This is a genomic window from Sphingobacterium sp. UDSM-2020 (assembly GCF_016132525.1).
GTDB classification, from domain to species: domain Bacteria; phylum Bacteroidota; class Bacteroidia; order Sphingobacteriales; family Sphingobacteriaceae; genus Sphingobacterium; species Sphingobacterium anhuiense.
On the sequence record NZ_CP066166.1, the window covers coordinates 3,484,420 to 3,504,004 of the forward strand.

Annotated in this window: 14 protein-coding genes; 10 read left to right on the forward strand and 4 right to left on the reverse strand. The window is 36.7% G+C overall.

Translation table 11 applies throughout. From position 1 onward, the window contains the following. Positions 1–213: 213 nt before the first annotated feature. The 6 genes from JAZ75_RS14645 (at position 214) to JAZ75_RS14670 (ending at position 8,264) form a co-directional block, all read left to right on the forward strand. Positions 214–828 carry an RNA polymerase sigma factor gene (locus tag JAZ75_RS14645; RefSeq protein WP_208696307.1) on the forward strand — a complete coding sequence of 205 codons (615 nt, stop codon included), beginning with the start codon at positions 214–216 and terminating at the stop codon, positions 826–828. 128 nt (positions 829–956) lie between these two features. Beyond that, positions 957–1,919 (forward strand): FecR family protein, encoded by a 963-nt coding sequence (locus JAZ75_RS14650; RefSeq protein ID WP_208696309.1) that lies wholly within the window; start codon positions 957–959, stop codon positions 1,917–1,919. Between the two features lie 121 nt (positions 1,920–2,040). Then, a complete protein-coding gene (locus tag JAZ75_RS14655; protein ID WP_208696311.1) occupies positions 2,041–5,445 on the forward strand; it encodes a TonB-dependent receptor in 3,405 nt (1,134 codons plus the stop codon). Positions 5,446–5,663: 218 nt separating this feature from the next. Next, on the forward strand, positions 5,664–7,019 hold the full coding sequence (locus JAZ75_RS14660; RefSeq protein WP_208696313.1) for a hypothetical protein: 1,356 nt from the start codon (positions 5,664–5,666) through the stop codon (positions 7,017–7,019). Positions 7,020–7,073: 54 nt separating this feature from the next. Beyond that, on the forward strand, positions 7,074–7,877 hold the full coding sequence (locus JAZ75_RS14665; protein ID WP_208696315.1) for a hypothetical protein: 804 nt from the start codon (positions 7,074–7,076) through the stop codon (positions 7,875–7,877). A gap of 72 nt (positions 7,878–7,949) precedes the next feature. Continuing rightward, positions 7,950–8,264: a hypothetical protein gene (locus JAZ75_RS14670; protein ID WP_132844456.1), complete on the forward strand. Its 315-nt coding sequence runs from the start codon at positions 7,950–7,952 to the stop codon at positions 8,262–8,264. Between the two features lie 29 nt (positions 8,265–8,293). Here JAZ75_RS14670 and JAZ75_RS14675 read toward each other — a convergent pair whose 3' ends face one another. From JAZ75_RS14675 to JAZ75_RS14690, 4 genes are all read right to left on the reverse strand, one after another. Further along, on the reverse strand, positions 8,294–9,637 hold the full coding sequence (locus tag JAZ75_RS14675; RefSeq protein WP_208696317.1) for a S41 family peptidase: 1,344 nt from the start codon (positions 9,635–9,637) through the stop codon (positions 8,294–8,296). Between the two features lie 184 nt (positions 9,638–9,821). Further along, positions 9,822–11,159: an OmpA family protein gene (locus tag JAZ75_RS14680; protein WP_183915693.1), complete on the reverse strand. Its 1,338-nt coding sequence runs from the start codon at positions 11,157–11,159 to the stop codon at positions 9,822–9,824. Positions 11,160–11,352: 193 nt separating this feature from the next. Further along, positions 11,353–12,228, reverse strand: a complete 876-nt coding sequence (locus tag JAZ75_RS14685; RefSeq protein ID WP_208696319.1) for a universal stress protein — start codon at positions 12,226–12,228, stop codon at positions 11,353–11,355. A gap of 5 nt (positions 12,229–12,233) precedes the next feature. Then, positions 12,234–13,076, reverse strand: coding sequence for a universal stress protein (locus JAZ75_RS14690; protein WP_021191118.1), 843 nt, complete (start codon positions 13,074–13,076; stop codon positions 12,234–12,236). 383 nt (positions 13,077–13,459) lie between these two features. Between JAZ75_RS14690 and alaS the strand changes: the two genes are divergently transcribed. The 4 genes from alaS to JAZ75_RS14710 all read left to right on the forward strand — a co-directional run bounded on the left by alaS (position 13,460) and on the right by JAZ75_RS14710 (position 19,577). After that, positions 13,460–16,075, forward strand: coding sequence for an alanine--tRNA ligase (gene alaS / locus JAZ75_RS14695; protein WP_208696321.1), 2,616 nt, complete (start codon positions 13,460–13,462; stop codon positions 16,073–16,075). A gap of 7 nt (positions 16,076–16,082) precedes the next feature. Beyond that, positions 16,083–17,183 carry a TlpA family protein disulfide reductase gene (locus JAZ75_RS14700; protein WP_232789206.1) on the forward strand — a complete coding sequence of 367 codons (1,101 nt, stop codon included), beginning with the start codon at positions 16,083–16,085 and terminating at the stop codon, positions 17,181–17,183. Between the two features lie 100 nt (positions 17,184–17,283). Continuing rightward, positions 17,284–17,976 (forward strand): response regulator transcription factor, encoded by a 693-nt coding sequence (locus JAZ75_RS14705; protein ID WP_132844447.1) that lies wholly within the window; start codon positions 17,284–17,286, stop codon positions 17,974–17,976. Between the two features lie 263 nt (positions 17,977–18,239). Beyond that, the gene (locus JAZ75_RS14710; protein WP_021189426.1) at positions 18,240–19,577 is read left to right on the forward strand and encodes a dihydroorotase; all 1,338 of its coding nucleotides are present in this window, start codon (positions 18,240–18,242) and stop codon (positions 19,575–19,577) included. The last annotated feature ends 8 nt before the right edge of the window (positions 19,578–19,585 follow it).

Here is a 19,585-nt window from a genome sequence, read left to right on the forward strand (position 1 = left end):
TAAGAAAATAATATTTACAAAACTAATTTATAACCTAAGTATTTGATATAATGTGTTTTTTGAATGACAAATAAATATTTTTATACGTGTTAAACATAAATAAACCACATTGAAAAGAATTATTTGGATTGTGAAACTATTTTATAACTATTCTGCTTTTTTGATCATTTGTTAATGTAGACTTAATATTTCAACCTTACTTTTGATAGTAGTATGGATCAAATACCAATTATATATCAGCATTGGCTTCAAGCTATTAAAGAGCGGAATGATACGAACGCTTTTGGAGAGATTTATCGCTATTGTTGGAAAGATCTTTATCAGCATGCTGCCCGGCGGATTTTGGACGCTCAGGATGTAGAAGATATTCTTCAAGAATTATTTGTGCAGTTTTGGGAAAAACGACATGCTATCGACATCCAAATGAATCTTCCAGCCTACCTCAAAGGAATGCTCAAATATAAAATTATAGATTTTTTTAATGCCAATAAAGTTAAAAATAGTCTCTTGGATCATTGGAGCAACCATATTTTTGACTATGTACACCAGCATCCTGAAGAATTGGAAACTTACCTTGCATTAGAAAAATTACTCGAAGAGGAATTGGAAATTATGCCGCATAATATGCGTCAGGCACTCTTACTTAAATGGGAGCATCTGCCAATTCGAGAGATCGCCCGGCGTATGGGGCTTTCCGAGCAGACCGTGAAAAATAACCTGACAGAGGCTTCCAAAAGAATGAGGAAAGCAATAAGTGCAAGACAAAATGTGCAAAATAGTACGCTTAGCGTATTTCTTGTTCTCGCTCTGGAGCAACTATCTAAGTAAATATTATATACTTCAGACAATCTCTGCCATCAAAAATATACTTAACAATTCTTTTATAAAACATTAACTATTTCTTGAAGTACTTTATAGCTTTTTTGCGGACTTATATATAAACAGCAGGCAAAAAAGTGAAAAGAAGAATATTTGAATCCCTGATCTACAGATATCAGCAGAACAAAGCTACGAAAGCAGAGCGTATGCTGGTCGATCGCTGGTATGAAACACTAGATCGGGAAGAGATTCCTGAACGTGTAATTGATGAGGTCCAATTATGGACTAAGATACAACAGCAGATTGAAATCACAACTCCTCAAAAATCATCAATTCGGAAAATGGTCTATTGGAGTGGAGCTGTGGCGGCTACACTTTTGTTTTGCCTTGGCATATTGTTTTGGGAGAATCAAACCGCTCTGGATACCGTAAAACAGGAAGTGAATGTAAAACCAGGGTACCGGATTTTTGAAACAGGAGTTGCACAACGGAAGAAGGTATTATTGGCAGACGGATCAACGATCATTTTAAATGCACGTTCCAAAATTAAATTGGATACCGTTTCATACGACAGAAAGGACCGTGTAGTAGAGCTTCTTGCCGGCGAGGCATTTTTTGAGGTTAAAAAAGATTCCACAAAAGCTTTTATTGTTAATACCCAACAATTACAGACAAAGGTATTGGGTACATCATTTACGGTAAAAAACTACCGCGAATCGGATGAAATATCTGTATCTGTATTTACAGGTAAAGTACAAGTAGCGGCCGACAACAAGTCATTAGGCACATTGGGGCGCGGCGGACAGATTCGTTATACTAAAAACAACCACAGCATTAAGCAAGAGACTTTTGACCTCACTATTCGTAATAGTTGGATTGAAGGAAAGATTTACCTAAAGCAAAGCAGTTTTGCAGAATTGGCGCTAGCGGTTAAAAATATGTACAATGTAGATCTTAAAGCTGGCGATGATCAGATTGCCCGACAGCGCTACAGCATGCCGATATCGAAACAGCTCTCTTGGTCAGCAACCTTGGAAAGTATAAAAGCTGTCCACCACAACAAGTCTAGGAAGGAGGGGAGTACGGTGCATATCTATTAATTCAGGCATAAAAAAAGAGTTGACGACTGCCATCGTCAACTCTGGACCCTATAGCATCCATAAGGTGCTATAAATAACATATACAAAAACTTACAGAGCTATTATATACGCATACAAATTTATGAAATACGTTACGAAAAACAATATTAAGTTTATGATCAAGTCATCATTGGTGGGACTACTTCTTTTAATCGTATCGGCAGAAATGCTTTTAGCATCAGGTGCATACGGCCAGTTGCTCAATAGAAAGATTTCAGTTTCTTTTAATGAATCTAATATTCCAGCAGCTTTCGAGCATTTGGAATCGCAAAATATACATATTGCCTTTGACGCCAATAAATATAATCTGTCAAAAGAAAAAGTGAATGCCAAAATTTTTAACAATAGCAGTATAGGAGAAGTAGTCAACTACCTGCTTAAGGGCACAGATCTGATACCTCAAGACAACGGGGTCTATATTACATTGGTCAAAAAACCAATACAGCAGGTAGGAAGCATTTCCGGTAAAGTAATTGATGATCGCGGTCAGTTTTTGGCCAACGCAAGTATTAAATTAATTGGAGCCAATAAATCGACACAGAGCAGTATTGATGGTAGTTATATATTAACCGGTGCGTCGGGCACCTATGTCTTGGAGGTCAGTTATCTATCTTATCAGACACAACGCATTGAAGGCGTGAAAATAGAGGGCGGACAACGTACAGCACTCAATATTGCTATGAAAACGCAGACCAATAAGTTGGAAACGGCAGTCGTTAGTGTGTCATTTAAAAAAGAATCAGTAGCAGGACTTTATGCTGCACAAAAAAATGCGGCTACGGTAACCGATGGTATTTCGGCTGAACAGATCGCCCGCACACCGGACAATGATATGGGGCAGGTCTTAAAGCGCGTAACTGGAGTGACCACCGTCAATAATAGAAATGTGATTGTGCGGGGTATGTCGGATCGCTATAATCAGGCCATGCTGGATGGAGTCGTTATTCCAAGTACTTCACAGAATAGACGCGATTTTTCTTTTGATATTATTCCAACAGAAATGGTGAGCTCGGTGGTGGTCAATAAAACAGCAACACCGGATGTATCGGCTGAATTTTCGGGCGGACAGGTCTCGATCAATACGTTAGATATCCCAGATAAAGATTTTACCACAATACAATATGGTGTTGGAGGAAATTCCCGCACAACAGGTAAAGACTTCTATCGTCTGGGGGAACGGAGAACATCAGAGTTTTTTGGTTTTAATCACACTTCCTCGAAGCAGCCCGAAGGCATACAGCCTTGGTTTTGGAATGGTGAAGCAAGACGTCTAGATGCTCCTCCAGGATATATATTGAACGACCCAAGGTTGAATGAAGAATTTTTAATGCCAGGCTCAAATCTCAAATATAATGATATTGATGCAATAGCCCAGTCCAAACAGGTTAACGCCGATGCGATGAAATTATATCGTTACAAGGCCAATCCTAATCAAAATTTAAGGTTTGCATTGGGAAGGCGGTTTAATTTTTCAAATGGATTATTGTTCGGTTTCTCTGCTTCTGCTAATATTCGAAATGAGCAAAATATTGTCGCCTTCAATAATGTGCGAGGATCTAGTATCATTAATGGGTATGGAGAGAAGCAACATATGATAGAAAGTGACACGATCGGTCAGAATGGTGCAGGGACATCTTATCGCTTTAATAGTAGTAGCGGCTTGGTGGCAAATTTTGGACTAAAAGGACAGGATTTTAAGCTCGCATTTAAAAATATGTACGCCCGTACTTTTAACAATAATTATAGTGAAAATATCCGGTCAACCTTTACTAATTTAAATACCCCCCCGACCAAAAATCAATATCAATTACCTGAAACAATGTCTTTGCAGCAGCATCAGTTAAGTGGTGAATATCAGCTGCCGTGGAAAATCAAGGCTGAGGGTATGTTTGCCTATAATAGAATCGAGCAGCAGATATTGGATGAACGTAAATTGCGATATGGATTAACGACAATATTAGACGGGAATTATATGTTTCAAAGTCCTAATTTATTAAGTCTTTCTAACTGGTCTAACCATTCCGAAACGGGTTTTGATTCCCGGATGTGGACTGAGATCAATGAAAATGATTTTAATTGGGCAATGGCATTTTCTCGAGTCTTTGGGGAAAGTAAATCCGTTAGCACTTTGGTTAAGGCTGGATATCAAGGTTGGAAAAAGAATCGTAATCTTTCGGTTTTTCGTTTGTTGCCATTTACACGCTCTTACATGCCCGATGATCCTTCTAAACAGGCGCCTGCTATTGAAAAATCATATGATATATTGTTCTCTCCAGAAAATATTGGAAACGGAGTTGGTCAAGCTTATTATTATCCTGAGCCTATTGGAGGCAATGTTTATGATGGTGATATGAGTTCGCATGCAGGATATTTGATGTTGGATCAGAAATTTTGGAATAAGCTGAGATTAGTCTACGGATTCCGTGCTGAATATTACAACTTGTTAAATCGTCAGGATGAAATGTTTAGAAAACAGAATGGCGATCCAGAAGCAGATAACAATAAATTATTGCTTTATAAACTGATGATCCGTGAAAATAATTGGAAATTTTTACCATCCATAAATGCAACCTATAGTGTGACCAACACCTTTAATGTGAGAGGAAGTTATTCAAAGACAGCCATTCGTCCAGACTTTAGGGAATCAGGTTTTTTTGGATTTTATGACTTTGAATTGGATGCTATTGTTTCAGGGGATAATGTCGAATCAACTTTTATCGATAATGTTGATCTGCGATTGGAATGGTATCCAAGTCCTGGTGAAATTATATCTTTAACCGGATTTTATAAATATTTAGATAAGCCAATAGAACTGATTGAAAATGAAGATGTAAGTCCCGGAACTGCATATGTTTTCAATAATATGGAGTCCGCAAAAAACATGGGATTGGAATTTGAAATTCGTAAAAATTTGAATTTTATTGGTGAGGCCGATTGGCTATCTAAAGCTTTTCTAAATGCCAATGGAACATTGTTGAAATCTGAAGTTAATGTATTAAGTCAGTGGAGACATAAGTTGGTAGATGATCGTACAATTGCAGAACGCGAAAAAGAAAGAGCGCCCAGTCAAGACCGTCCACTAATGGGACAATCACCTTGGTTGTTAAATCTTGGTGTAGGTTATTGGGGTGATAGTTTTGGTATAACAGCAAGCTATAACCATAGAGGCTATCGTACAAATACGGCCTCTTTCAATCCAAATAGGGTAGAGTATGAACTTGCGCCAAAGCAGGTTGATTTTCAGGTGTATAAACGTTTTTTGAAACAGAAATTGGAAGTGAAATTTAATGCTGCCAATCTTTTGGATGAATGGACAAGGTATTATCAAAATCAATCGGCGTATAGTAATTCTCAAGGAGAAAAAGGAGAAATAGTTTATGAGCTTGTTAAAGGAGATAATAAGTACAATAGGGCGGACGATGATATCATTACTTACAGAAGAAAAGATGGTCGAAGATTTAGTCTTTCAGTGACCTATAATTTTTAAAATTATAAAAAATAACTGCGCGAGGCAGCTTCATTCCTCCCTAAAAAAATTGCACATGAGTTCCGAGTTTGTCCATATAGCACAACAGGAAAATAAAATAGAAGCAAAGTAGGGGGGAATGAAAACAACTATGCAAACTTATGAAATGCTATCCCATAGGGATGCATAGTCTAAAAAATGATCTTGTGATGGCAAAACTAGTAATTATTTAACATAAAATGAAAAAAATCTTAACAGTAGCAAGTGTATGCGCAATCGCATTGGCTTCTTGTAACAAAGACAACGTAGGACCTAATTCAGATTTGAATGCTGGTTTGCCAAACAAACCTCAAGCAACTATTCCAACAGATGCCTCAGGTATTATTACCAAGACAACTCTTTCTGCGGATACCGTATGGAAAATTGATGGTGTAGCTTTTGTAAAACCAGGGGCAACATTAACTATTCAACCAGGTACGTACATTACTTCTGGTGTAACTAAAGCATATAATGATCAGATTACCGGATTGACACAAAATATCAAAGGAGTTTTGGTTGTTCCTAAAACGGCCAAATTGATTGCCAATGGTACTGCCGCCGCACCTATTGTATTTACTTCTCCGAATGCTTCAGGCCTACGTAATCCTGGTGATTTTGGTGGTGTTGTATTATTGGGTAACGCGACGACAAATCAAGCTGCAACAAAAAGAATCGAAGGAATTCCTCAACCTGTGGGCGTAGATGTGACTTATGGTGGTACAAATGCGGCTGATAATTCAGGCTCATTAAAATATGTGCGTATTGAGTTTGCAGGTTACAATTTAACTGCCGACAATGAAATCAATGGATTGACTTTAGGTGGTGTTGGTACGGGTACAACGCTAGAAAATATCCAAGTATCTTGGGGTAAAGATGATGGATTTGAGTTCTTCGGTGGTACTGTCAATGCAAAATACTTAGTTGCATTATCGAATGACGATGATGACTTTGATTTCGATCATGGATACACCGGAACAATTCAATATGCCTTATCATTGAAAGATCCTAATTCGACAAACAGTCTATCAGGCGGTAACTCTGATTCGAATGGTTTGGAGTCTGATAATGAAGGTACAGCTCCATATGCACAAACACCAAAAACACGTCCAGTTTTGAAAAATTTCACATTCTTGGGTATTAAAGATGTTACTGTAGCCGGTACTAAACTAAAATTTGGTAACCGTTGGAGAAGAGCTTCTGAGTATGATATTCAAAACTCGATTATCGCAGGTTATGCAACAGGTGCCGCATTCCAAGACGGTGCAACAGGTACTTTTAGTGCAAATGTCGTACATGCATATACGGCAGCCTTCAGTGGTGCTACTCCGACAGGAAACCAAACAAATGTATCAACCGATGCAGCAACTTATTTGAAATTGGCAGGTGGAGCTAATATTTTTTACCCAACAACAGCTACTTTTAATCCTGTTGTATTAAGACCACTATCCACTTCACCGGCATATGGTAATGGAACTACAACTTACAGTGGTGCTTTCCATCCAACAACTGCTCCATGGACTGCAACTTGGACACAATTTGCGCCAAAAACTTATTAACATAATATCTCTTAGTGAGCCATTTTTATGGCTCACTTCTTTAATTATTCTCAAATGATAAAAAATCTATTAACATATTTTGCTGTCTTTTGGACAGGATGTATGCTATGCTCATGTCAGAAAGGTGAGCTTGTTCTGGAATCGGAAGAATTAGCTAGGATTGCTTTTAAAACATATACTGCTGTATCAGCAGATGTAAAAAAAGTAATGGTTGACGGGAAAATTGCGAACAGTGATAAGAGCAACTTCATATTTATGAGAAATAAAGATGCCGATTCTTCATTGATTGTAGCCTATGATGGGAAAGATCATGTAGTTCTAGAACAACGCCTACCTATCAAACCCGGGTTAAATACCTTTGGTGTACATAGTAAAAGTCCCATTGATCCTTCACTAGTTGTAGGGGAAAATCCTTTAGGTGATGATGTGCCGTCGATTCCAGGTGTAATGCAGGTGAAAATATTAAATTATAACAAAACGATTTCACCAAAAGGGGAGCCAATTCGATTGGCGGTTTATCAAGGTAAGCCTGTTTTTGATGAAAGTTGGGGAATGGACTTGGTCAAATACGACGAAACTCCGATCCTTATTACTGACTTAATATCGGATAAAATCCCTGAAAAATTTCTCAAATTAGCAGCGGACCCCATTTTTCCAGCAAAGGCGCAGGTATTGGATAAGGATTCAAAGCCAATATTTGTAGATGGACAAAAAGTCTATTTGTTCTTTTATTTTACGGTAGACATAGGTATTGTATATCTTCCTCAAAAAGAATCTGACACTCCTTTAGATGTTGATGGAGTTTCAGAAATTGGCGGAATAGGTTATAGTCTGGATAATATCTGGCTTAAAAAATAAATGGTAGTTTTTTTAAAAAAAAAACCCATATAATACAAAAATCTCAATCTATATTACCATAAAAGAATCATTATGAAAGGAATCAATGATTTAAAACATCGAAAACTACTGGCGCTCTCCCTGAATTTTCAGGGAGAAATTAAGCATGATATCGATGCAACTGTGCTTTTTGCCTTGGGTAAAGAGCTTAACGACCTGAATCAACTTTATAGTCAATATCAAGAAGTATTACAACAGTTGGAAATATTGGTCAGGGAATATGAAGTAAAAGAGCGCAATATTCGTTCTGGCATATTATCGCGTTCCCTTCGTAAGCTTGTTAGAGAAGGACAAACCGGAGTTGATCTCCGTACCGTGATCAATTCTTTCAATTCCTGCGCACGCTGATGGACGAATAGGTATTTATTCCAGTTTTTCTAATGGGGATTTATTTCTACAGGAATCGTTTCATAACTGCTACCCAGGTATTGATGAGCATTTGAATTGGCTTTGTTGTTTTTATCCAGCGCGATTTTAGCTTGAGGTTTATGTGCATTGATCGTATTCAACACTTCCTCAATAAGTGGATCTTGTATATTGCCTATAGGCACCAGTGGTAAAAAATCAAATTCATTTATAGGCTTTTGTGGTAGAATTCCCGCATTGTAGTTCCCTTGGTCCAATTTGTTATAAATTTTATAAACCATTGGGATTAAATGCCAGCTGCGCTCTACGCCATGTATTTCTTCTGGTGTAGATATGGTGGTAGAAGCCATGTCTTTTCCATAGGTTTTATCGCCAACCTGAATAACCTGTACGTAAGGGTGCAATCCATTAATGAGCATTTCGGAGGCGGAAGCTGTGTTTGGACCCGTTAGGATATATATTCTATTTAGTCCCAGACCCTCTTTTAAAACTTCTTTGGCAATAAAAGAATAACCGTCTGGCTGTCTTTGTAGCGCAGCTGAAAAAGAGTCCTCCAGCTTTTTGATGTTTTTGTTTCCCTGATATTTCGCAAAGATGTCATTTTCCTTAATATTAGCGAACAATAGCGCACAAAATGAAGCAAAAGCAACTTGTCCGCCAGGGTTATAGCGTAAATCAACAATAAGATCCTTTACCTGTTTGGATTTAAAATTTTGTACAGCTTCCAATAATGAATAAGCACCGCTGAAGTCAAATTGACTTAAAAAAATGTAACCTACTGTGGAAGACGACGAGATAATCTTAGATCTATAAACAACAGGTTGTGAAATATAGGAGGAGGGTAGAATAAATATTTTTCCATCTATCCGCTTCAGATTGATTGCAGGCAAATGAAAGGATTTATTTATCAGAGCTTTCATATTACTCTTATCCAAAAGCTCGTTGTTCATATAGGATAAACTATCACCACGTTTTAGACCCAGTAAATCTGCTTCACTAAATGGAACCACCTGAGTTACGATTTGGATAGTACCTGTTGCAACCTGTAGCTGCACCATGTCAAAGCCAAAAGTATTTGTCAAGGTATTACCGTAGGTGTCGCTGTTCAGGGTTTGCATAATCATGGAATAATGGTCATCTTGAAACAAGATACTTTTGAAGAATAGATCCGGACGTTGCTGATAATCGTTTGTTGTTCTGATTTTAGTATTCCAGTAATAATACTGCCGCATTTGATCCAGAGTCCAGTGATTGATGGCCTCATTTGAGCCGGGCTCTTTCAACGAGTCTTCTTTTTCACAGGAGAAAAGAATCACTGAAAAAAGGGTTAAAACAATACGATTTGATTTCCACATTTTTTAAAATCTTAACGACATAAAAATACGTATTATGGAAATGATATGGGCGTTATCTTTATGTTGTTCAAATGTTTATTTGGTTTAAACAACTTATCAAAGCATTCATATTGCGATGTTTTTATTTCATAAAAAAAGGCTACTCTATATAGAGTAGCCTTTATATGCCTGATGTTAAAATCTACTAATATATTGTAAACTCAACACGACGGTTTTGTTGGCGACCTTCTGCAGTTTTGTTAGATGCAATAGGTTGGTTTGGACCGTAACCAGTAGCTTCAATACGAGAAGGGTTAGCGCCTTTAGATACTAAATAAGCTTTTACTGACTCAGCACGCTCTTTAGATAATCTTAAGTTCAATTGTAATGAACCTGTATTATCCGTGTGACCAGCTAATTTTAAACTGAAATCTTTTTCAATTAATAAAGCAGCAACTCGATCTAAAGAATTGTATGAAGTAGAACGGATAACTGATTTACCAGTTTCGAATTCTAAGTTTTTAATTGCTTCATCAACAGTTCTTCTATCCGTCTCCGTGATAACTTTCTCTACAATTTTAGTTTCATTTTTAACAAGAATTGGACAACCAGCTCCATCTACTTGAACACCTGAAGGCGTACCTGGACATTTGTCAAATTTGTTAGCAACACCATCGCCATCATCATCTTGTAAGTCAGCGTTCAATGACTCAACTTTAGATTGTAATGCTTTATTAGCCGCATCTAGTGCATCACGTTGTGCTTTTAACTCATCATATTTTGCAGAGTAATCATTTACTAACGTTGCAACAGGGTTTGAATTATTCAAAGTAGGTTTCGAACCATCTCCTAAAGCAATCTCTAAACCAGCATGTGCATACGAGAATAAATCATTTTTGAAGGTAGGAGCAGGAGCTGCAGCAGGATTAGATCCGTCAAACTTCTGATTCGCCCAGTTTAACTGGTACCCTAAATCTAAATTAATACCTTTTGCAATGGCGAATTTCAATCCGAAATCAGCAGGAACAAATAACTTCGATTGAGAATCATATGTAGTGCTTGTTGACCCCATCGTTACTGTAGCCTCAGAATTTAATACCCCAATACCTAATGATACATAAGGTTTGATAAAACTGTTGAAAAATCTCCAGTTGGTATTAGCCATTGTCCACTCTCCAGATAAAGCTGCCGACCAAGGTGTTTTAGTTTCGAAAGATTGTGAACCATCATCATATGCTCCACCAACTTTACCGCCTAAATAAGAAGCTTTAAATCCAAAAGAAGGAGATATTTGTTTCTTAATGTATGCCGAATAACCAACATTGTGATCTAAATCATTGTAATCCTTACGGTTGAAACCAAAAATATTAGTTTGATTTAAAACCCCAGCACCAATACCGATAGACCAAGTTCTGTATTGGGTAGATGGTCCTAGCGGTGTAGTGCCCTCTATAGAACCAACTTTTGCATTTTGTGCAAATGAAGCAGATGCCAATAATCCAGCTGCTACTAATAATCCACTTTTCTTAAGGTTAATCTTCATATTATTTAAATTTGATTTTAAATTTCTTCATAGTGCTCTAGACAATAATGTTGCCAAATATTGGACGTCTGTTAGAATCTGAGTTACATTTATCCCTTCTTGTAGACAATTCTCTACTTTGCCATTTTATTAATTTTTTAAAAAAAATGCCATAATGTATACTATAATTAACATTACAGCGTTGGATTGTACTTTATTTAGGAATATTGCTATTCGGATTCGTTTTGCCAAAAAAGTTAGGAATAACAATCCCCATAGCCATTTCTTTGATTATATTTTCATTAAACAAGTTCTGAAAAAATGTTTTACGGCTCTTTGTTATTAAAATAATATCAATATTTTCATCACGAATCATCGTTTGTATTCCATTAGCAATTTTCTCAGCAGAATTTGCAAAATGACTTCTGTTTTTTACGGTATATGAAACGTCGTCAATACCCGTTTCTGTAATGATATTGTCTATCCATTCCGTAAGTTTTTTATCCAGTATTTTAATATCAACCTCTTGTTTATTAATATGAATCAATAATAGATGAAATTTACTACCAAAGACAGGAATCGCCTGTTTTAACACCTCTAATTCACCTGGTTTAAAATTCGTTAACAAAGCAATCGTATCCTTTTTATATGCGGTTGCATTAGCAGGTATCGCTAAAATTGGAGTTTGTGAATCACGGATTACATCATAAGTATTACTCCCTATTAATACAGACTCTAATCCAGAGGCACCCTTTGTACCCATAATAACAACTTTATACTGATTTCTTGCCGTTTCTTTACTAATAACTTCAGCAAGAATCCCTTCATCGAAAAGTTGGCTTATGACCAAAGTAGGCCATTTTTCTTTTACTACGCCGACAAGTTGATTGAGTTGTTCCTCAGATTCCTTTATAGTTGGATCAACAATGTGTTCCCCATGGACCATAAAATTGGCGTATTTGTTTACATGTCGGGTGTAAACATGTAAGAAAACAAGTTCATCTTGATTTTCAAGAGCAATTTCTCTTGCGTATCGTGCAGCAATAATCGAGTTTTCAGAAAAGTCGATCGGAACTAATATTTTGCCCATAATAATTAAGCTTTAGAAAAAAATGTTGGAATAATAGGATGATGAATGATTTGTTTGGCGACAGATTTTTTGAACAATCTTTCAAAAAATGACTTACGTGTTTTCGTGATCAATACAACATCGATTTCTTCATCTTTGATGATATCATTGATTACCTCAGGAATAGTGTCCAATTCTTCTACATCAGTTTGTATAGAATCTACTTCTATATCCACATCGGTTATTTCAGTGTGCTTTTTGATTTGATATTTCCAAATTTCTAGTTTATCCTCAATGTCAGATTCAGACTCCGAATGGTAGTGTACGTGAATGATCTGTACTTTGACATCAGATCCGAATATTTTGATGTATTCATTTAACGTATCCAATTCAGCATATTTAAAATTGGACAATAAACCTATTTTCTTAATATCTTTTGTTTGGTAATTAAAGGGGATCGCAATAACGGGAATATTACTTTTCTGACTAACAGCATATGTTGTACTGCCCACTATCACACTGGTATCATCTGTTTTACCCTTAGTACCCATGATAATAGCCGAATAAGTAGTATTTTTCGTTTCTTTCAACAGGGACTCCGTAATAATGCCGCGCTCACATTTTGACGTGAAAACGATAGTAGGATTATTGGCCTTTAGTTTCTCGATTAAATCAGCCATTAACACATCTGCTTTGAAATTATCATCAGAACTATCACTGTTTACATCATCAAAAGTACTGGACGAAACGGTATAGTTATGATATAAATGAATATCAAACCCTCTCTTTTTTGCCAAATCAATTGCAAATTGAACAGCCGTGTTGGCGTTCTCTGAAAAATCAATCGGGACTAAAATTTTATTGCTCATGTTGTTTGGTAATTAGTTTTATTACGTACACTTTCTTTAATTAATAATGATATAATTTCATCATTGTAGCTTAACACATTTTGTATCGGTTAAGTTTGTTTTTGACTGTTGTAAAGATATTTTTTCCAATGATCTAAACATGTGCTTAATTTAATGAAATAAAGTGATTTTAAGCACAAATTTAAATAAGACGTATCACGACCATTAATTTTCCTTATTCCTATTGTAGAGTGAAATTGAATTATTCCTAAAAATAGTCAAAATTTATTTTATTTCATGACACTTTTAGTACATTATTATGAACTAAAAGACATCCGTCTAATTGCATAACGAGGCAATTTTAAGTAAGTTTGCAACATCATAATTAGACAATTAGATTTTCAATGACAAGTAGAGAAATTCGTCAGGCTTTTTTGGATTTTTTCAAAAGTAAAGGACACCAAATCGTACCATCTGCACCAGTTGTGGTGAAAAATGACCCCACATTGATGTTTACAAACGCGGGAATGAATCAGTTTAAAGATTTATTTTTAGGCGAAGCCGCCATTAAATTTCCACGTGTCGCCGATACACAGCGTTGTTTACGTGTTTCTGGTAAGCATAATGATTTGGAAGAAGTAGGTATTGATACCTACCACCATACCTTATTTGAAATGTTGGGCAATTGGAGCTTTGGCGATTATTTCAAAAAAGAGGCTATTCAGTGGGCTTGGGAGTTATTTACTGATGTATACAAATTAGATAAAGACCGTCTTTACGTAACGATTTTCGAAGGTGACGATTCAGAAGGACTAGCAAAGGATACTGAAGCCTATGATTTTTGGAAAGCTTTAATCGCTGAAGATCGTATTCTATTAGGAAATAAAAAAGATAATTTCTGGGAAATGGGAGAGACAGGACCATGTGGTCCATGTTCCGAAATCCATTACGATATGCGTACGCAAGAAGAACGTCAAGAAGTAGCTGGACAGTCACTTGTTAATGCCGATCATCCGCAGGTTATTGAAGTATGGAATTTGGTTTTTATGCAGTTCAACCGTCTAAAAGATGGTTCATTGCAACCTTTACCAGCAAAACATGTGGATACAGGAATGGGTTTTGAGCGTTTGGTACGTTCTATTCAAGGGAAAACATCTAACTACGATACCGATGTTTTTCAGCCTACTATTCAGTTCATCTCTCAAAAAGCCGGGATAGCTTATGGTGCGGATGAGAAAACAGATATTGCGATGCGTGTAGTTGCAGACCATATCCGGGCGATTAGTTTTGCCATTGCCGATGGTCAGCTACCTTCTAATAATAAAGCAGGTTATGTAATCCGTCGTATTTTACGTCGTGCAGTGCGTTATGCGTATACCTTCCTAAATTTCAAAACACCATTCATCAATGAGCTAGTCCCTTTGTTGGCGGCACAGTTTGATGGTGTATTTAACGAATTGAAAGCACAGGAAAGTTTTGTTCAAAAAGTAATCTTAGAAGAGGAAGTATCTTTCTTAAGAACTTTAGTCACAGGAGTACAGCGTTTCGAAAATTATGCTGAATCAAATACAACTGTTGATGGTGATTTTGCATTTGAATTATATGATACTTATGGCTTTCCAATAGACTTGACCGAGTTACTAGCGAGAGAGAAAAATCTTTCCGTTGATATGGTCGGTTTTAATCAAGCATTGCAGATCCAAAAAAACCGTTCACGTGCAGCAACTGCCATTGATACAGGAGACTGGATTTTAGTCAATGAAGATGAAGGCTTTGAATTTGTTGGATACGATACACTAAGTGCAAAAACAGAAATTGTAAAATACCGTAAAGTTTCAGCAAAAGGAAAAGACCAATTTCAATTGGTTTTATCGGTCACACCTTTTTATGCAGAAGGTGGTGGTCAGGTCGGTGACACTGGAGTTTTGATTTCTGAAGCTACAGGTGAGAAGATATTTGTAACGGATACAAAAAAGGAAAATGGGTTGTTCGTACATTTTATAGATACCCTCCCACAAAGTTTTGAAGGCCTTTTTGTAGCTCAAGTCGATCAGGCAAAAAGACAAGATACAGAGAATAACCACTCTGCGACGCATTTATTGCACGCTGCATTAAAGCAGGTATTAGGCGATCATGTGAATCAAAAAGGTTCCTTAGTAAATGATGATATTTTACGTTTTGATGTTTCTCACTTCTCTAAAGTAACAGAAGAGGAGATCAAACAAGTCGAAGATATTGTCAATGCTAAGATTCGTGAAAATATTGCATTGAAAGAAGAACGCAATATTCCTTACCAACAAGCATTAGATTCAGGAGTAACTGCGTTGTTTGGTGAAAAATATGGCGATTATGTGCGTGTCATTACTTTTGATGATCAATTTTCAAAAGAACTATGTGGTGGTACACATGTTAAAGCTACCGGTCAGATCGGTTTCTTTAAGATTACATCAGAGTCTGCCGTTGCAGCAGGTGTACGTCGTATCGAAGCGATTACAGGAACGAAATCTGCAGCAGTGATCCGTGAACATTTTGAATTAGTTGACCAAATCAAAGGGTTATTAAATAATCCAAAAGACTTTGTTGCTGCAATGGGTAAAATTGTGGACGAAAACAGTGCTTTGAAAAAGGAAATTGAAAAAACGATTATTGAAAAATCATTAGCGTTAAAATCAGACCTAGAAAGCAAATTACAACAAGTAGGTGATGTTAATTTCTTAGCCACAGTTGTTGATTTGCCAAACGCAGAGGCTGTAAAGACCTTAGCTTACGCATTAAAAGGAGCCGTTAATAACTTATTCTTAGTAATAGGAGCTGACTTTGACGGTAAACCAAGTTTGACCGTTGTCATCTCAGATGAATTAGCAAAATCAAAAGGCTTGAATGCTGGAAATATTATCCGTGATTTAGCAAAAGACATCCAAGGTGGTGGTGGAGGACAGCCGTTCTTTGCGACAGCCGGAGGAAAAAATAGTGCCGGATTACAAACAGCGATAGATAGAGCAATAGAATTTATAAAATAAAACGAATATGATGAAGCAGACGTTGCTAGTGGTGGGTTGTTTATTTTTATTTCTAATCGGATGTAAAAATAAAGATGAGTTTACAATTTCTGGCCAAATTGAAAATCCAGGAAATATTAAAGTAATATCGTTGTACGAAGGCGAAAGAAAATTGGACTCCATGTTTTTTGGAGACAAAAATGCCTTTCAATTTAAAAGACCTACAAGTCAGGCGCGTCTATTATCACTTCGTGTAGGTAAAAATCGTTATGATTTAATTGCTTCACCAGGAGAGGAGATTGTTTTCAAGGCAGATCTTCAGAAAGATGTTAACGATTATCAATTAGAGGGCTCTGAGTTGTCATCATCGATTCAGAGTTTCTCAAAAATGAGAAATCGACGTGATGCAGTTCGCGATTCCTTACAGGCAGATTTTGCGAAGAAATCCATCACAGCTGATGTGGATGATATTGAAAATTTGCGTAGTGAGTACAAACAAAAGTTTACAGAGCAATTGCAGTACTATACAAAAGCAGCAGTAGATTTTGCTGAACAGCACGATGATATCGCTGGATTTTATGCCATCAGTACACTAGATCCGGAAATTGCAGAAGCTGAAATTATAACCTATGCCGATAAGATAAAAGATAAGTTCTTAGATAATGGCTATGTTACCCAATTTAAAGAAGAAACAAATAAACTGAGAAAGTTGGCTGTAGGTCAACCAGCTCCAGACTTTGAATCGTTCACACCTAACAATAAATCGATAAAGTTATCAGATTTCAAAGGTAAATATGTGCTGTTGGATTTTTGGGCGTCATGGTGTATGCCCTGTCGTCAAGAAAATCCGAATATTGTCAAATTATATAATCAGTACAAAGGAAAAGGGTTTGACGTTTTTGGAGTATCTCTTGATGATAATCCCGGACCATGGATGCGTGCCATAGCAGACGATCAGTTACAATGGACGCAGGCATCTGATTTAAAAGCATGGGGATCCGTTGTTGTTGGTCTGTATCGAATAACAGGAATACCGGCCTCTTATGTCTTAAATCCAGAAGGCTTGATCATTGCTAAAAACCTACGCGGTAAAGAATTGGAAGATTTTTTAAAGAAAACTTTAAAATAGCGCAAATTAAATATTAACTTTCGGAATGTTACTTAACAATTTAATAACACTTCGTTAATGTTTTGTTGTCATTTTGTTCATAATTTAGCAAAAAAAAAAGATGAGCATTGCAAAGCAAAAAATATTAGTAGTTGATGACGAGCAGGATATTCTAGAATTAATTGCTTTTAATTTAAAGCGCGAAGGATATCAAGTATCAACTGCCTCGAATGGTCACGAAGCTATCAATGTAGCAAAGGATATTAATCCAGATCTTATTATTTTGGATGTTATGATGCCTAAAATGGATGGTATCGAAGCTTGCCGACTAATGCGTGCCATGCCAGAGTTTAAAAATACATTTATGGTGTTTTTAACGGCTAGAAGTGAGGAGTATTCTGAAATTGCAGGTTTCCATGTTGGAGCCGATGATTATATTGCAAAGCCTATCAAGCCTCGTGCTTTGATGAGCCGTATTAATGCCATTCTAAGAAGAAATGTCTCGGAAGAAGCAGCACGATCACAAGATAAATTAGAGATTATGGATCTGGTGATTGATCGTGATTCTTTTTTAGTGTACCGTGGAGAACAAAAAATTGTACTTGCAAAAAAAGAATTTGAATTGATGTACTTATTGGCATCAAAACCAAATAAAGTTTTTACAAGAGAACAAATTTTGAAAAGCATTTGGGAAGATTCAGTTGTTGTTACCAACAGAACAATAGATGTACACATCAGAAAGCTTAGAGAAAAAATTGGTGAAGATTATGTAACCACCGTTAAAGGTGTTGGATACAAATTTGATGTAGCCTAATTGATAAGATATAATTATAATTAAAAGCAGTAATGGATTCCATTACTGCTTTTTTGTTTGTTAGGTATAATCGATAACATCTTTATCAACTTCAGTTTAAGTCATCCAATTAAATATAAAACAAGCTGGCTTGATGCTGCAGATTTAAAAGACCAAATTTTCAAATCCATAAAATACGTAAACAAGCATCCAATTGTGTATTTTTAGGCTGTAAATATTCAAATGCTTATATTTGTATATCATATTAAACATTACCATCATCCATGTCAACAATACTTATAAAATCTGCTCAAATCGTTAATGAAGGGAAAATTACCACTTCAGATGTCTATATCAGTAATGGCCGTATCGAGATGATCGCCGCAGAGATTAACCACCCTGCCGATAGAGAGATTAATGCCGAAGGATTACACCTTTTACCCGGATTAATTGACGATCAAGTACACTTTCGTGAACCAGGATTGACGCACAAAGCTGATATCTGGCATGAAAGCCGTGCCGCAGTGGCGGGAGGTACAACATCATTTATGGAGATGCCCAATACGGTACCCAATACTTTAACACAATCTTTGTTACAAGATAAGTACGATATCGCCTCTCAAAATGCTTTAGCCAACTACTCATTTTTTATGGGTGCAGCCAATGATAATCTGGAAGAAGTACTCAAAACAAACCCTCGTGATGTCTGTGGTGTCAAAGTATTCATGGGATCATCAACTGGTAATATGTTGGTAGACAATGAGCGTGCATTGGAACAGATATTTGCTAACTCGCCCACATTAGTAGCCACACACTGCGAAGATGAAGCCACTATCCAGGAAAACCTTGCTATATATAAAGAGAAATATGGCGAAGCAGGATTGACAATAGATATGCATCCCCTTATTCGTTCGGCAGAAGCTTGCTACATCTCATCCTCCAAAGCTGTAGAATTAGCGAAAAAGAACAATACCCGCTTACATATTCTGCACATCTCTACTGCTAAAGAAATCGGGCTATTCAGAAATGACATTCCATTGGCAGAAAAATTAATTACAGCTGAAGCATGTATTCACCATATGTGGTTCTCCGACGTCGATTACAAGACAAAAGGTAATTTTATCAAATGGAATCCAGCTGTTAAAACAGCAGATGATAGAGATGCCATTGTAAAAGCGGTATTGGATGGACATATCGATGTAATTGCTACCGATCATGCCCCACATACCATTGCTGAAAAGACACAAGCTTATAGCGCCGCACCATCAGGAGGGCCATTGGTACAGCATGCATTACAAGCTTTATTGGACATGTACCATGAGGGCAAGATTACTTTAGAGCAGATCGTTCAAAAGTCAGCACACAATACAGCAATTTGCTTCCAGATTGAGGAACGTGGATTTATTCGTGAAGGCTATTGGGCAGATTTAGTACTGGTAGATTTAAATAAACCTTATACGGTTACAAAATCAAATATACTGTCAAAATGTGGCTGGTCTCCATTTGAAGATCATACCTTTAAATCTTCTATCGAGCACACCATTGTATCAGGACAATTAGCCTATTCCAAAGGGAGCTTGATCGAGTACGGCTCTGGTAGACGTTTATTATTTAACAGATAATCATGATC

Excerpts from the sequence above, each read along its gene's own strand:
- JAZ75_RS14655 (WP_208696311.1), top strand. The coding sequence starts at position 2,041 with ATGAAATACGTTACGAAAAACAATATTAAGTTTATGATCAAGTCATCA.
- alaS (WP_208696321.1), top strand. The coding sequence starts at position 13,460 with ATGACAAGTAGAGAAATTCGTCAGGCTTTTTTGGATTTTTTCAAAAGT.
- JAZ75_RS14680 (WP_183915693.1), bottom strand. The coding sequence starts at position 11,159 with ATGAAGATTAACCTTAAGAAAAGTGGATTATTAGTAGCAGCTGGATTA.
- JAZ75_RS14675 (WP_208696317.1), bottom strand. The coding sequence starts at position 9,637 with ATGTGGAAATCAAATCGTATTGTTTTAACCCTTTTTTCAGTGATTCTT.
- JAZ75_RS14670 (WP_132844456.1), top strand. The coding sequence starts at position 7,950 with ATGAAAGGAATCAATGATTTAAAACATCGAAAACTACTGGCGCTCTCC.
- JAZ75_RS14645 (WP_208696307.1), top strand. The coding sequence starts at position 214 with ATGGATCAAATACCAATTATATATCAGCATTGGCTTCAAGCTATTAAA.
- JAZ75_RS14665 (WP_208696315.1), top strand. The coding sequence starts at position 7,074 with ATGATAAAAAATCTATTAACATATTTTGCTGTCTTTTGGACAGGATGT.
- JAZ75_RS14710 (WP_021189426.1), top strand. The coding sequence starts at position 18,240 with ATGTCAACAATACTTATAAAATCTGCTCAAATCGTTAATGAAGGGAAA.
- JAZ75_RS14685 (WP_208696319.1), bottom strand. The coding sequence starts at position 12,228 with ATGGGCAAAATATTAGTTCCGATCGACTTTTCTGAAAACTCGATTATT.
- JAZ75_RS14700 (WP_232789206.1), top strand. The coding sequence starts at position 16,083 with ATGATGAAGCAGACGTTGCTAGTGGTGGGTTGTTTATTTTTATTTCTA.
- JAZ75_RS14690 (WP_021191118.1), bottom strand. The coding sequence starts at position 13,076 with ATGAGCAATAAAATTTTAGTCCCGATTGATTTTTCAGAGAACGCCAAC.
- JAZ75_RS14660 (WP_208696313.1), top strand. The coding sequence starts at position 5,664 with ATGAAAAAAATCTTAACAGTAGCAAGTGTATGCGCAATCGCATTGGCT.
- JAZ75_RS14705 (WP_132844447.1), top strand. The coding sequence starts at position 17,284 with ATGAGCATTGCAAAGCAAAAAATATTAGTAGTTGATGACGAGCAGGAT.